This window comes from Xenorhabdus eapokensis (assembly GCF_001908105.1).
On record NZ_MKGQ01000004.1, the window covers coordinates 24,599 to 39,218 of the forward strand.

The following is a 14,620-nucleotide window of genomic DNA, read 5'->3' on the forward strand; positions in this document are numbered from 1 at the left end:
CAGTTAAAAATCAGAAAATAGCGCTATCACTGTGCATAAATTTCCAATATATTGATAGTCATCACATTAAACCAGATTTATTTAACAATTTGATTTATATGAAAAATTATCAATTTTGAAAAAAATTTTCTCTATAGCAAAAATTTTTCGTTACTTTTTAGAAAATTTTTTTAATCACCCTATGCCATATTCTTTCTAAATAGTTCAATATTTCCACTAAAAAATATTAATAATCAATTTATAGGATTGCAAAAATGATAAAAAATATAGCCACAGCATTAATTCACGGCGGAAAATCACAGGACAAAGAAAATCATGCCATTTTTCCTCCCATTACAACAGCCAGTACTTTTGTACAGAAAGATTTATCTGAACAGGGTGAATACTGTTATTCTCGTTGCAGTAACCCGACACGCTATGCCTATGAAACATTATTAGCCGAAATAGAAAATGGTATTTACGCAACTGCAACCGCATCTGGTGTAGCAGCCGCTGCTTTAGTCTTGAACTTGTTACCTAAAGAATCCCATATTATCGCAATGAAGGGGGTTTATGGTGGCACATTTCGTTTATTTGAACGGGTAGCAATTGAAAATAATGGCCACCAATTTGACTATGTCGACTTAAATAATCTCACTGAAGTTGAGTCGAAAATAAAAGAGAACACTCGTTTAATTTGGATAGAAAGCCCAACCAATCCATTATTAGAATTAGTTGATATCAAACGTATTTGTGCATTCGCGAAAAATTACAATATTTTAACTTGTGTTGATAATACATTTGCAACTGCATGGAATCAAAAACCCCTTGAATTGGGGGCAGATCTTGTGATGCTATCTACAAGTAAATATATTGGTGGTCATTCGGATCTTATTGGTGGTGCGGTTATTACCCATCGGGATGATTTAGCCAATAAGCTGGATTTTTTAAAAACAACGACTGGTGCCATTGCATCTCCCTTTGATGCCTATTTAGCACTACGTGGATTAAAGACATTAGCGTTACGCATGTCAGCACAATGCGCCAATGCACTTGAAGTTGCCAATTTTCTTCAATCTCATCCAAACATTGAACAAGTCTATTATCCTGGCTTACCCACTCACCCGCATTATTCCATTTGCCAGCAGCAAATGCGCGCAGGTGGTGCTGTCGTTACAATTAAATTAAAAGGCGATTTGGAAGACACAAAGAGATTTTTAAGCAAATTACGCTATTTTGTTTTAGCAGAATCTCTCGGTGGGGTAGAAAGTATGGTTAACCATTCTGCAACTATGTCACATGGCTCAATGACAAAAGAAGAACGTGAAGAGATTGGTATTTATGATACTGTATTACGCTTATCAGTAGGGATTGAAGATATTCACGATTTATTGGCTGATCTTGAACAAGCATTAGAATAAATTTACTTAATATAAAAAATAACAAAAAATAAGGTGAGTAAAAAATGAATGATTACGGCATTTGGACTATCATTACTCCTGTTGTCACAATTATTTTGGCTATATTTACACGTCAGGTTATATTATCTCTACTACTTGGGATATTAGTCGGATTTACTGTTATTAATGACCATCATATTATTTTGGGTATACAAGGTACTATTGAAGGTATTATTGATACCTTTTCCTCTTCAGGCAATACAAAAACCATTATCTTTATGTTGATGATTGGTGGAATAATGCGGCTTGTGGTTGTTACAGGTGGCGTACGATCCTTAGTTCGTTTACTCACGGATAAGACACAACTTATTGAAAACAAAAAATCTGTTCAATTTTTGGCAATGATCATTACATCATTAATTTTCATTGAAAGCTCAATTAACCAATTAATTGCTGGAGCATCAACCAAAAAATTAGCCAAAAATTATGGTATCCCACCAGAAAAAATGTCTTACATTATCCAGACATCCTGTGTTTCTGTTTGTTCTTCTGCCATGATTAATGGTTGGGGAGCCGCAATGATGGGGGTCATCGGTGTACAGATTTCCAGGGGGTTAATCAGCGGTGAACCATTTGATATCCTGGCGGGTTCTATGGTTTATAATATTATGGCTTGGCTATCGCTGGCTTCTGTCTTATTTTATATTTTTTCTAATGTTTCCTGGGGGCCAATGAAAACCGCAGAAATGCGAGCCTTACATGAATATTTAAATAGTGAGATTGAAGACAAACACGGTGAAGATAGTGATGATGTTATTGAACATCCCAACTGCCATACTTCATTAAACTTTTTTATTCCTATTTTATCGACGGTATTAATGCTCCCTATTGCCCTCTATATCACAGGTGATGGTGATTTTAGTAAGGGCAGTGGTTCAACGTCTATCTATTGGAGTGTGATATTTGGAACCACTGTTTCTTTTTTCTGGTTCTTATTACGCCGAATTTTAACCATCGAAACTTTTTTTAAAGAACTTTATATTGGTTATGCCAGCATGATAAAAATAAGTTCTGTCATGGTATTGGCATTCTTAATGGGTAACGTTTCCGCCGATTTAAATACCGGTGCCTATATTGCACAAATAACTTCCGGTATCATTCCGGCAGGTTTTTCCATCGGTTTTATTTTCCTGATTAGTTCCATCATGTCATTGGCAACGGGAACTTCATGGGGAACCTTCGCAATTATGATCCCTATTGGAGTACAGCTAGGTATTTCCGTGGGTATGCCTCCTGAATATATGATTGGTGCTGCTATTGCAGGTTCTATTTTTGGTGATATGACATCGCCAATTTCCAGCGATGCTATCGTTGCATCAATGGCAACAGATTGTGACCATATTGAACATATTCGGACTCAAATGCCATATGCGGTAGTGACTGCAAGTTTTGCCCTCGTCATCTATTTCTATTTAGGCCTTACTTATTAATTGATAACCCGCTGAGGATAATATGTCTTTAAAAGAAAATTTAGCAAAATTTGCCCGCATTGATTTACTAAAAACGGCGACCATGATGGATAAATTGGAGAATTTATCCCACTATTTAGGGCGCGATGTTTATATTAAGAGAGATGATTTAACTCCCTTAGCGATGGGGGGGAATAAATTACGTAAATTGGAATACCTTATTGCTGACGCCTTACAAAAAAAGGCTAAAGTTATTGTTACCGCAGGGGCAATTCAATCAAATCATGTACGGCAAACAGCAGCTATTGCGGCGAAATATGGCCTAAAATGCGTCGCCTTATTAGAAAACCCCATTCAAAATCAGGATAGTAATTTTCTCAATAATGGTAATAAACTGCTGACGGAATTATTCAATACTCAATGTATCATGTGTGATGAATTGATCGATCCAAATAGGCAAATGGAAGAATTGATTGATCAACTTAATCTCAAAGAGGCTTATATTGTGCCTGTCGGCGGTTCCAATGCGCTGGGTTCATTGGGATATGTGCGTTGCGCATTAGAAATTGCCGAACAGCGCCCGAAAAATGTGGAATTTGCTGCTGTTATTGTTGCCTCTGGAAGCGCAGGCACACATGCAGGGTTGGCTATCGGGTTACATTCTGTACTACCTCAAACGCCGGTTATTGGCGTTACCGTCTCACGTATTACCACCGAACAAGCACCGAAAGTGAGTCAATTGCAGCAAGAAATCAGCTCGCTCTTAGGCCAAAAAACCTGTCCAGATGTTCTTTTGTGGGATAATTATTTCGCTCCCATGTATGGCATGCCAAATAAACAAGGATTAGATGCCATTACACTATTAGCACAAAAAGAGGGGATTTTATTAGATCCCGTCTATACCGGAAAAGCGATGGCCGGATTAATTGATAATGTGCTGAACAATAACATTGAAAGCCAGAAGCCATTGCTTTTTATACATACAGGCGGGGCTCCTGCATTGTTTTCTTATTCTGGAATATAAAAAGGGATCCTGACTATGTACTTACCTTACTCCAATATATAGGGTTTAAATTTTAAAAATTGCCATTAATCTAATGGGTTAGCTTTTACAGAAAAAAACAGCTATCTTTTTAGCTGTTTTTTCTGAATTTAGTTAGATATTTTGCCTTCATTTGGCAAAATCAACTGGTGCCGGTAAATCTTTTCTCGCCCGTCGAATCTATCAGTTACGGCAAACGCGCCATTTAATCAAAGGGCGATTTGTGGAAGTAAACTGTGCCACCTTGCGCGGTGATAATGCAATGTCTATGCTGTTTGGTCACATCAAGGGGGCATTTACAGGAGCGATTCAGCCACGCACCGGACTTCTTCGTGAAGCCAATGGCGGCATTCTGTTTCTTGACGAAGTGGCAGATGATTTTCAATTAATTGCCGGCACACACCCTGCGTGAGTGGGTGGCTCAAGGGAAATTCAGCGAAGATATCGAGCCAAATATCGATTATGAACTCGCCCGTTATGCCCAAATGCAACAAACGCAAGTTCGCTTTGACAAAGAAGCGGGGAAATTTTCGGGAACTCAGCGCTTCTATCGCACGGATGGCGACATTTGCCGAAAATGGGCGTATCAATCAACAGTTGGTTGAAGAAGAAATCACGCGGCTTAAACAACATTGGCGCAGTGAAGGGCAACCTTCTTTGCTACTCAATAACCTGCCAGAAATTGACCTGTTTGATCTCCAACAGTTGGAAACAGTGATTAAAGTCTGCCGTGAATCCAGTAGCTTATCGGCAGCCGGCCGCAAATTATTTGCCGTTTCCCGTCAACAGAAAAAACAGCCTAATGATGCCGATAGGTTACGTAAGTACCTTGCTCGATTCGGGCTTGATTGGGAAAATATTCGACATTAATTAGAAATCGACAAATAGGAAAACAACATGGAACTAAAATTTCTAGGCACTAGTGCCGGCATTCCCACAAAAGAGCGCAATGTCACCAGCCTGATCCTCGATTTACAGGGCATCCGCAACGCGCTGTGGATGTTTGATTGCGGTGAGGGAACCCAGCATCAGATCCTTCATTCTCCCATCAAGGTATCTAAACTGGAGAAAATCTTTATCACTCACCTGCATGGTGATCATATCTTCGGTTTGCCTGGATTACTGTGCAGCCGCTCGATGGGCGGTTCTACCGATCCCCTCACCTTATATGGGCCAACGGGGATACGTCAGTTTGTGGAAACCACATTGCAATTGAGCAGTTCTTTCTTGACCTATCCATTGGAAATTATCGAAGTCCAGACCGGACAACTGTTTGATGATGGAGAACTCAAGGTCACAGCTTATGCCTTGAATCATCGCGTAGAATGCTATGGCTACCGTATTGAAGAGCACGACAAATCCGGCGCACTTGATACAGAAAAATTAAATCAGGCTAACATTCCCCGTGGCCCGTGGATGCAGGCTTTAAAGCAGGGCGGCACAATAACACTGGAAGATGGCCGCACAATTTGCGGCAAAGATTATTTAGGCACTCCGATTCGTGGCAAATCATTGGCTATTTTCGGGGATACTGAACCGACACCCGAAGCACTGAAACTGGCTGCCAATGTTGATGTGATGGTGCATGAAATCACGTTGGAAGATGCATTTGCCACAAAAGCCAACGAGCGTGGACATTCCACCACTAAACAAGCCGCAACATTGGCACGCGATGCCAAGGTCAAACACTTTATCGCTACGCACATTAGCGGACGCTATGGAATTGAGGATTGCCCGCGATTATTGGCTGAATGTCGGGAAGTATTTCCAAATACTGATTTGGCCGCAGATTTTGCTACATTTATTATTAAATAAAATATAGGCAGAAAAATAGATTTATATCACCTATTTCTGGTTAACTCCCTTCAACAAAATACTTAAGAGATAAAAATGAATTACGCAAAGATCATGATATAGAACAAGTAAAACTGGATAAGTTACCTGCATGGTTTAATTCCAGTATCTACAACCCAAAAGAAAAACTGGCATTGGAGTGGTGCGAAGCCTTAACGACAAACCCTAGGCAAAGTATATTGGATAAGATCAAAGAACGCCTGGATGCTGTTTTTACAGAAAAAGAGATTGTTGACCTGACAGCAACAATCTCCTTAATGAATGCTCTTAACAGAATGGCAGTCAGTTTAGGTGATCGAAACGAATAATCACATCATTATGCAGGCTATTTAACCTGACCATTATATTGAAACAAAAATTTCTTCCGCCAATCCTTGCGATGAATGCTATCGTGAGTATAATGCGCGACGATTTGCAGGGAGAAAATATGAAAGATTGCGCTGTAAAAGCTGTTAGAAAACACCAAGCTAACAAAGCTCTGTCTGCTGGCAGCGTAAACGCGTTGTTTTTCCCATTGCTTAACCGAACATTTAAAAAGCCCCTCAATTGAGGGGCTTTTTTTTGCCTACCAGTCCAAGGCTATAAGTCATAAAAGAGGAACGTAAACATGGCTAATCCGTTATATCGCAAGCATATCATTTCAATTAATGATCTGAGCCGCGCAGATCTGGAACTGGTATTGCAGACGGCCGCTGCATTAAAAGCCAATCCACAGACTGAATTACTGAAACACAAGGTGATAGCGAGTTGCTTCTTTGAAGCCTCCACACGTACCCGTCTCTCTTTTGAAACTGCCATTCAGCGACTCGGCGCTTCCGTCGTGGGTTTTGCTGATAGTAGTAATACTTCATTGGGTAAAAAGGGAGAAACGTTGGCGGATACTATTTCCATTATCAGCCAATATGCCGATGCAATCGTTATGCGTCATCCACAGGAAGGTGCAGCGCGACTGGCGTCTGAGTTTTCCGATCAGATCCCTGTTATCAATGCTGGCGATGGCGCAAACCAGCATCCAACCCAAACCTTGCTCGACCTGTTTACCATTCAGGAAACTCAGGGCAGGCTGGAAAACCTGAAAATTGCGATGGTCGGTGATTTGAAATATGGCCGTACCGTGCACTCACTGACACAAGCTCTGGCAAAATTTAATGGCAACCATTTCTGTTTTATCGCGCCAGATGCACTTGCAATGCCAAGCTATATCCTGCATATGTTGGAAGAAAAACAGGTGAGTTACAGCCTCCACAATAACTTCGAAGATGTGTTGCCAGAACTGGATATTTTGTATATGACTCGTGTCCAGAAAGAGCGTCTTGACCCTTCAGAATATGCCAATATCAAGGCTCAGTTTGTTCTGCGCGCGGCGGATCTGGAAAATGTTAAGGAAAACCTGAAAGTACTGCACCCGCTGCCGCGTATCGATGAAATCACAGTGGATGTCGATAAAACGCCATATGCTTACTACTTCCAGCAAGCAGGAAATGGCATTTTTGCCCGTCAGGCATTATTGTCACTAGTATTGAATGAAAATGTTGTTATAGAAAATAAATAGGCATCAATATTATGATCAGGGAAATTATTCTTTGGTCATAATCGTGCTTTCCTTGAAAAGATTTTTATTTCTATCTCCTTCAGACATTTTATCCAGCTCGGTTTTTAATGAAAACTACATCGTTATCTTCAAAAACCGAGCCTGCATCACCATACTTATGATTACCTGATTTTGACCCACAGACACTTTATATAAGGCGTTGAGGTTCAGTTCCTCTCTGTTCAGTAAGGGATAATTTCACCGGTACAGATTTTGAGGTTGGCGTGCCTGTACCATCACCAATACTTTCCATTGGGACTAATGGATTGGTTTCTGGATAATAAGCAGCAAGGTTTCCACGTGGAATGGCATAAGGCACTAATTTAAAGCCGGAGACTTTGCGCTTGATACCGTCATGCCATACTGTTTCGATATCTACCAAATCACCGACCTGATATCCCAATTGAGCAATATCTTCCGGATTCATGAACAACACTTCCCGCTGACCATAAACCCCACGATAACGATCATCCAGCCCATAAATCGTGGTGTTATATTGATCGTGTGAACGCAAAGTTTGCAAAGTAAAAGGAACATCAGCGCCTTCAATTTGCGGGAACAGGGTTTTTGGCAGCGGTGCATGACTGAATTCGGCTTTTTGGCTCGGTGTTGCAAAACGTAATTCGGCTGCCGCATTACCAAGATAGAAACCGCCAGGATGCTCACATTTTTTATTAAAATCAGCAAACCCTGGAATAGTTGCAGCAATATGATCACGAATTTTATGGTAATCTCCGGCTAATTCCAGCCAGTTAATCGTTGCAGTATTACCTACAGTCGCATTGGCAATGCCGGCAACAATCGCTGTCTCAGAACGCTGGCTATCAAATAATGGCTTATTTACCCCCTCTGAGGCATGAACCATGCTGAAAGAGTCTTCTACTGTCACAAATTGTGCGCCCGTAGCCTGAATATCTTGTTCGGTACGCCCCAATGTCGGCAGAATAAGAGCACCTTTTTTACCAGTAATAAGATGGCTCCGGTTTAATTTTGTGCTGATGTGTACGGTCAAATCACAATGTCTAAGCGCTTCTTCTGTTCGTGCACTATCTGGAGCCGCGGCCGCAAGATTTCCACCCAGTGCGATCAGAACCTTAACTTCATCACGCAACATGGCACTCAATGCCTCCACAACATGATGGCCATGTGCACGAGGTGGCTCGAAACCAAAATGAGCAGCCATGTTATCCAGAAAAAGTTTGGCAGGTTTCTCATTTATTCCCATCGTCCGGTTACCCTGTACATTACTGTGACCACGTACCGGACAAAGCCCTGCGCCCAATTTACCCAATTGTCCAAAAAGCAATTGAAGGTTGACGATTTCACGTACCGTAACCAAAGAGTGTTTATGTTGGGTTATCCCCATAGCCCAGGTACAGATGACACGTCCAGCATTCTGATAAATGGTAGCCGCTTCGCGCAATTGAGCTTCGATTAATCCCGATTGATCTTCAATCAATGACCATGCGGTTGCTGCAACTTGTTGTAAGTAAGCATCCACTCCGTTGGTGTAAGTTGCGATGAATTCCAGATCAAAAATACCTGATTTGCCTTCAGCCAGCAGGGCGTTATGGGTTTCCAAAAGTGCTTTGACTATCCCTCGCACCGCCGCCATATCGCCACCAAGTTTGGGCTGATAGTAACGGTGGCTGATTTCCCCTGCCATTGGGGTAATTATTTCGAGCGGTTTTTGTGGATCAGCGAAACGTTCCAATCCGCGCTCACGCAGGGTATTAAAAGTGACAATGCGTGCTCCGCGTTCAGCAGCATGTCGTAGGCTATGCAGCATTCGTGGGTGATTTGTTCCAGGATTTTGACCAAATATAAAGATGGCATCTGCATGATCAAAATCTTGCAACCGAACGGTGCCTTTCCCTACGCCTAAGCTTGCCAACATACCGGAACCGCTGGCTTCATGGCACATATTGGAGCAATCCGGAAAGTTGTTGGTTCCCACGACACGCCCAAATAATTGATACAGCCATGAAGCCTCATTACTGGCGCGCCCCGAAGTGTATAGTTCAAGCTGGTTAGGATTATCCATCGCCTTAATGTGACTGGCAATCAGGGCAAAAGCGTCATCCCAACTTATCGACTCATAATGATCCGTCTGCGGGTTATAGCTCATCGGCTCAACCACTCTCCCCTGATATTCAAGGAAATAATCGCTTTGTTGGTAAAGTTGGCTTACGCTATGGGTTGCGAAGAATTTTCGGTCAACATAGCGACGTGTCGCCTCCCAAGTGACTGCCTTGGCACCGTTTTCACAAAAACTAAACAGGCTTTTGTTGTCATCCCCCCATGCGCATCCAGGACAATCAAAGCCTCTGGGCTTATTCATGCGCATCAGGTTAACCATATTTTTCAGTGCTTGTTTACTATCAAAGACAAAACGGGTTGTTGACTCCAGTGAACCCCAACCACCAGCAGCCGCATGGTAAGGTTTTATTTTTGATTTGAATTTCATAAAAATCTCTATTTTTTATGGCGTGACCAACACAATCAGGCCACTTCTTTACAGGTGAACCAATAACGTCGATTTCATTCATTGGCGGCTTACCACCGCTGTGATCATACTCCTATCTACCCATTATGATAATTATTCCGTGGTTAGATCACGAAAAAACCGAGTTATTTATCAAGTATTTTCAGCGAAGTTAGACTCGGTATCTGAATCACAAATGATATAGTCATATACCGACTTTTCAGCTTTCACCATATCTTTGAGGTAGCCAGTCAGTTTTTCTTCTTAAAAAAGTTCTTGGGCATAGTATGCCTTGTTACCAATACGGTGATATTTAATACCATCTACAATGACAATACCTAGCAGAAACTGGAATCAGGCACAAAAAATAGTAATGAAACTGGCTTAACAATTACCACCAACTATTGAAATGTCATATGCATCACAACACATAAAAAAAATCAATGAAATACTCTATTATGTGATATTGAGTTAACGTGTAGAATTAATATAAAACCTATTTACAACAACCAATTAAATATTAATATAAAATTTTAAATTAAAAAATAAATTACTATATTTACTCCCATCCCCCCTAAAATGAACATTTAAAAACAATCAACAAGGCATCCAATAGATAAGAATAAATCGTTATAAAAAAACTTGTAACACAAGTATTATTATTTATATAAAAACTCACAGTTATAGCTAATAATATTTTTTCTGGTTTTAATATGAATCAACTAAAAATTAGGAGAAAATAAAATGCCATTTTATGAGCCTTTTACAAAAAAAATAAAAATTGGAGATCTAATTTACGGATTGAATTCAGAAAGAATAAGATATTTAAAACAATACGAACAATTTAAAGACGTTGACCCTGCTAAAAACATTAATAACTTTGAATATGTTTATGCATTTAATAACTATCGACCAATATTCATAGATCATTATGTGCTCCCACAGGAAAAACCTCGACTAAGGGGGACATCACAAGAGGAGAAAGAAGAATATAGAAGACGCTATTTCATCTGGGAATTCCAGTCGAACAACATGAAATTGGCGAAAAACCATCCCTACCAAAAAAGCTTTACTTCATATGGTGATAACCATCAAAAATATAATACTGCGTTTAGCGAAACACTAACAAAAGAAGGGGTTGGTAAACTTTTTTCACGAAAATGTAAGGCTGGATTATCCTGGATAACCATGAGCGATGGTAATAATGATATAGTTAAAAATAATACGATACATTTTATTCTTGATAATATAGACATGAGGTATGTAACAAATAAATTAAACTATCGTCACGATAGATCTGATGTAACTGCAATAGAATTGAGGTGGATCTATAGAAACAGGGAAAATCCTAACGTGCAAAAAAAAATACAGTTTTGGCTGAATGGCCACCCCACTCTACCACCTTGGGAAAATGAAGCAGGAAAAAAAATGTGGAAACTATATACACCAAACTCTGAAATTGAAGAGGCTTTTAACTCTAACTTACCTATAGATTTATATTTCTAAGGCATAGAGAAAAAGTTTAAATCACTTATGCTTCTTTGCGATCCTTTGAAGAAGTTTTGAGGCTTGTCGCTTTACGTGACGAAAGAAATGCGCATAAAGGAGTCAGTGCCCTTTTCTTCAGGGTGAGCATGCGGGTATAACTGACTAATCCGAGAAAATCGGCGGTAAGGTATTGTTTTACATTTTTATTATAAAACGTTTTAAAATCAAGGTAATGGCTCATATGGAATAGAATGAGGATCATCATGACTTCGCTGAGCGAAAGGGACGCTTCGCGGTGCCGTTTATGTAATCCGTTTTCAATGAGCTGTTGATGCCAGAAAGGGATAATTTTTTGGCAAAAGTCATCGACGCAACAGTAAAAGTTCTTCTAAATTAGACATGCCTGAGGGTATCCACGATTTTGTTTTCTTTAACAAAAACTTTGATCATGCCTCAGGCACTTTAGTTCCCTTCTTAAGCGGAGTTCAGGTTAGATTAGGCTATGAATTAGTATCATGATTATTTGAAGGACTAATCCAACATTCCTCCCCCAAATCAGGAATAAAAAGACTCATATTATTAATTCAATGGATTAATTTAATGATTTTTTAAAAAACACAACTTTTTCAGTTACTTGAAACCCCAATCCAAAATGTGCTTTTTGCGACACAACGTTATCCAATTCAGTATCGGATGCGAGTTCCTTACACCCTTTTTTTATCCCCCAAGATTGCACTTCGTCGACTAGTATCTTGGCTATCCCACATTTTCTGTGATTAGGAGAAACAAAAACTCCTTCCAGAAACGCCACAGGGCTGCTATTACATCCGTTGACATAATCATATCGAACTGAAGCGTCAACAAAACCAAGCCCGTTACCGTCTTTATCCAATGCAATAAATGAAACTAACTGATTGGAAGAAATAATATCTTCCCCATCCGCTTGATGGGCTTCTTTTGCATGGTCAGGCCATAACTGTTTCCGCAATGCTACCCATACATGAAGGTTATTTTTATTAAGCTCTTCAATTAATATATTGATATTATTCTTCATTAATTATGATTAGCCCCCACTCTACTTAATTCCTGCATATCCTAAAGAGCAGCATTATGCCACATCACAAATTACCTACCATAAAATAAACAAACGTCCCCACATAATTACCAATGACATAACCAACAGTACCAATCACCATAATCGGGCCGACCAGATTAATCCAACCACGGCTAATTGCCATCGCTGCGGCGGTAGTTGGCCCACCGATATTGGCATTACACGCCAAAATGTTTTCCTCAAGGCTGAATTTAAACACTTTTCCCACGGCAAAAGTCAGTATCAAGTTCAGCATAGTAATCACAAAAACGAAGGCAAATAGTAGTGGCGCATGGCTGATAATGACCTGAACGGATGCAGGTATGCCAATCACAACAAAAAACATATAAACGGCGTAAGTACCCAATTCCTGAGTGCCATTCAGTTTGCTGAATGTCTCTTTAAATATTGAGACGATAATAAAAGTGACGGTAGTCAAAAGCAGGTATTTATCGGAAATTAGGCTGAAAATCAGCTCTTGGTAAACGTCGTTTGGCTGCCCAAGCAAGGTTTTTAACCATGATGAAAGCTGAAATGATAGCGCAACGATAAAAATTGACCATGCCAGTGATATAGCGATGTCTTTCAGGGCGATATTTTTGGGTTTCCAATAAGCAGCAGCCAAGGGTTGGGATTTATCTAAATTAGGCGTATTTTCAACCAAATCGGTATATGGACTGCCCCAGAATTTTCTCGCCACTGTCCAACCAGATAATAAACCGGTTTTTGTTTTAATTTCTCCGAATCAGTAATCATTTCTAAAGATTCATGGCATTCATAAATAGGTATTTCATTAATTACTTTCCAATCAAAATCGCTCTCTATCGAGATTTTTTCCGCAGCATTTTTTCCCACGTTTATATTTCCAGAAGAAGTAGATAGCAACATGTTCAACCTTACACTGTGATATTGTATTGATTTCATTTAAATAACAATATGTTTACAGTTTAGAAACATAAGTGCTATCCATCAAATTTTATTTATTTTCTATTATTGAGTTAAATCGTCTTTTATATTCAAAAGGTAATCAGGTGAAATGCCAAATCGTCTATGACAAAATAAGCCGACCCTAATATCTGGAGGAGGAATACCGAGACGGTATTCATGACACAACATGACGCAAGACCATCAACTACAAGTAGAAGCCATTAAATGTGGCACGGTTATCGATCATATCCCAGCCCATATCGGCTTTAAATTATTGTCTCTGTTCAAACTCACTGAAACAGACCAACGCATTACGATTGGCCTGAATCTGCCTTCCAACCATTTGGGTAAAAAGGATCTGATCAAGATTGAAAACACCTTCCTGACAGAACAACAGGCAAACCAGCTCGCCATGTATGCCCCCCATGCCACAATCAATAATATTGAAAATTACGTTGTCGTCAAAAAGATGCCAATCAATTTACCAGACCAGATCGACAGTGTTCTTGTCTGCCCAAACAGCAATTGCATCAGCCATAATGAACCTGTCGAGAGCAGCTTCTATGTTATGTCAGAAAAAGATGATGTGGTGTTACGCTGTAAGTACTGTGAAAAAGAGTTTGATCGTCAAGCCGTTATTGATAACGATTAACCGCCGATTCAAACAATCGACCCGCTGTCGGTTCAGGCAATCTGCAAGAATGCCCTGTATCAATTGATGCGGAACAAAGGATCACTATAATGGCGATCCAGAAAATTTTTTTTCCATTTAGACGTTAAACAGGAGTTTCTAATGTCACGTTCTATTCATACCGAAAATGCACCAGCAGCAATCGGCCCTTATGTTCAGGGTGTTGATCTGGGCAGCATGGTTATCACTTCCGGCCAGATCCCTGTTGATCCAAAAACCGGTGCTATCCCTGAAGAGGTGACTGCCCAAGCCCGTCAATCTTTGGAAAACGTTAAAGCAATTATTGAACAATCTGGCTTGAAAGTTGCTGATATCGTCAAAACCACGGTATTTGTCAAAGATCTGAATGACTTTGCTGCCGTGAACGCAACTTACGAAGCATTCTTCGCTGAACACAATGCACCGTTCCCTGCCCGTTCATGTGTTGAAGTTGCCCGTCTGCCAAAAGACGTGAAAATCGAAATCGAAGCTATCGCTATTCGTGGCTAATTTGTCGTTTTCTCAACCCTGATAGCTCCGGTATCAGGGTTGCTATTCCCGTCTGATTTTCCTTCTTCCCAATAACCTGCCCTTTCTTTGTCTTAGATCAGCTTTTTAGGTT

12 protein-coding genes and 2 pseudogenes are annotated in these 14,620 nt (G+C 40.1%); 10 read left to right on the forward strand and 4 right to left on the reverse strand.

What is annotated here, in order from left to right; translation table 11 throughout:
- The first annotated feature begins 245 nt into the window (after positions 1–245).
- From Xedl_RS04365 to pyrB, 7 genes and pseudogenes are all read left to right on the forward strand, one after another.
- Positions 246–1,400, forward strand: coding sequence for a trans-sulfuration enzyme family protein (locus tag Xedl_RS04365; RefSeq protein ID WP_422645900.1), 1,155 nt, complete (start codon positions 246–248; stop codon positions 1,398–1,400).
- A 44-nt stretch (positions 1,401–1,444) separates the two neighbouring features.
- The gene (locus Xedl_RS04370; protein WP_074022640.1) at positions 1,445–2,869 is read left to right on the forward strand and encodes a Na+/H+ antiporter NhaC family protein; all 1,425 of its coding nucleotides are present in this window, start codon (positions 1,445–1,447) and stop codon (positions 2,867–2,869) included.
- A gap of 22 nt (positions 2,870–2,891) precedes the next feature.
- Positions 2,892–3,872, forward strand: a complete 981-nt coding sequence (locus tag Xedl_RS04375; RefSeq protein WP_074022641.1) for a D-cysteine desulfhydrase — start codon at positions 2,892–2,894, stop codon at positions 3,870–3,872.
- A gap of 151 nt (positions 3,873–4,023) precedes the next feature.
- Positions 4,024–4,760: pseudogene (locus tag Xedl_RS35060) on the forward strand (sigma 54-interacting transcriptional regulator); the annotation flags it as partial.
- Positions 4,761–4,787: 27 nt separating this feature from the next.
- Complete coding sequence (gene rnz, locus Xedl_RS04390) at positions 4,788–5,705, forward strand: ribonuclease Z (protein WP_074022644.1); 918 nt, start codon at positions 4,788–4,790, stop codon at positions 5,703–5,705.
- 218 nt (positions 5,706–5,923) lie between these two features.
- Complete coding sequence (locus tag Xedl_RS35065) at positions 5,924–6,052, forward strand: carboxymuconolactone decarboxylase family protein (protein ID WP_279625349.1); 129 nt, start codon at positions 5,924–5,926, stop codon at positions 6,050–6,052.
- A 299-nt stretch (positions 6,053–6,351) separates the two neighbouring features.
- Complete coding sequence (gene pyrB, locus Xedl_RS04400; RefSeq protein WP_074022645.1) at positions 6,352–7,296, forward strand: aspartate carbamoyltransferase; 945 nt, start codon at positions 6,352–6,354, stop codon at positions 7,294–7,296.
- 187 nt (positions 7,297–7,483) lie between these two features.
- Here the strand turns inward: pyrB and Xedl_RS04405 are convergent, their stop codons facing one another.
- Positions 7,484–9,802 carry an FdhF/YdeP family oxidoreductase gene (locus tag Xedl_RS04405; protein ID WP_074022647.1) on the reverse strand — a complete coding sequence of 773 codons (2,319 nt, stop codon included), beginning with the start codon at positions 9,800–9,802 and terminating at the stop codon, positions 7,484–7,486.
- Between the two features lie 762 nt (positions 9,803–10,564).
- Between Xedl_RS04405 and Xedl_RS27245 the strand changes: the two genes are divergently transcribed.
- Positions 10,565–11,326 (forward strand): hypothetical protein, encoded by a 762-nt coding sequence (locus tag Xedl_RS27245; protein WP_074022648.1) that lies wholly within the window; start codon positions 10,565–10,567, stop codon positions 11,324–11,326.
- A 61-nt stretch (positions 11,327–11,387) separates the two neighbouring features.
- On the opposite strand, the pseudogene Xedl_RS38720 reads toward Xedl_RS27245, so the two are convergent.
- The 3 genes and pseudogenes from Xedl_RS38720 to Xedl_RS04430 all read right to left on the reverse strand — a co-directional run.
- Positions 11,388–11,709: pseudogene (locus Xedl_RS38720) on the reverse strand (IS982 family transposase); the annotation flags it as partial.
- A gap of 191 nt (positions 11,710–11,900) precedes the next feature.
- The gene (gene aac(6'), locus Xedl_RS04425; protein WP_074022649.1) at positions 11,901–12,362 is read right to left on the reverse strand and encodes an aminoglycoside 6'-N-acetyltransferase; all 462 of its coding nucleotides are present in this window, start codon (positions 12,360–12,362) and stop codon (positions 11,901–11,903) included.
- 64 nt (positions 12,363–12,426) lie between these two features.
- Complete coding sequence (locus Xedl_RS04430) at positions 12,427–13,101, reverse strand: DUF819 family protein (RefSeq protein ID WP_244149666.1); 675 nt, start codon at positions 13,099–13,101, stop codon at positions 12,427–12,429.
- A 414-nt stretch (positions 13,102–13,515) separates the two neighbouring features.
- Here Xedl_RS04430 and pyrI point away from each other — a divergent pair, with 414 nt between their 5' ends.
- On the forward strand, positions 13,516–13,980 hold the full coding sequence (gene pyrI, locus Xedl_RS04435; protein WP_074022650.1) for an aspartate carbamoyltransferase regulatory subunit: 465 nt from the start codon (positions 13,516–13,518) through the stop codon (positions 13,978–13,980).
- Positions 13,981–14,121: 141 nt separating this feature from the next.
- A complete protein-coding gene (gene ridA, locus Xedl_RS04440) occupies positions 14,122–14,508 on the forward strand; it encodes a 2-iminobutanoate/2-iminopropanoate deaminase (protein ID WP_074022651.1) in 387 nt (128 codons plus the stop codon).
- Positions 14,509–14,620 lie beyond the last annotated feature (112 nt).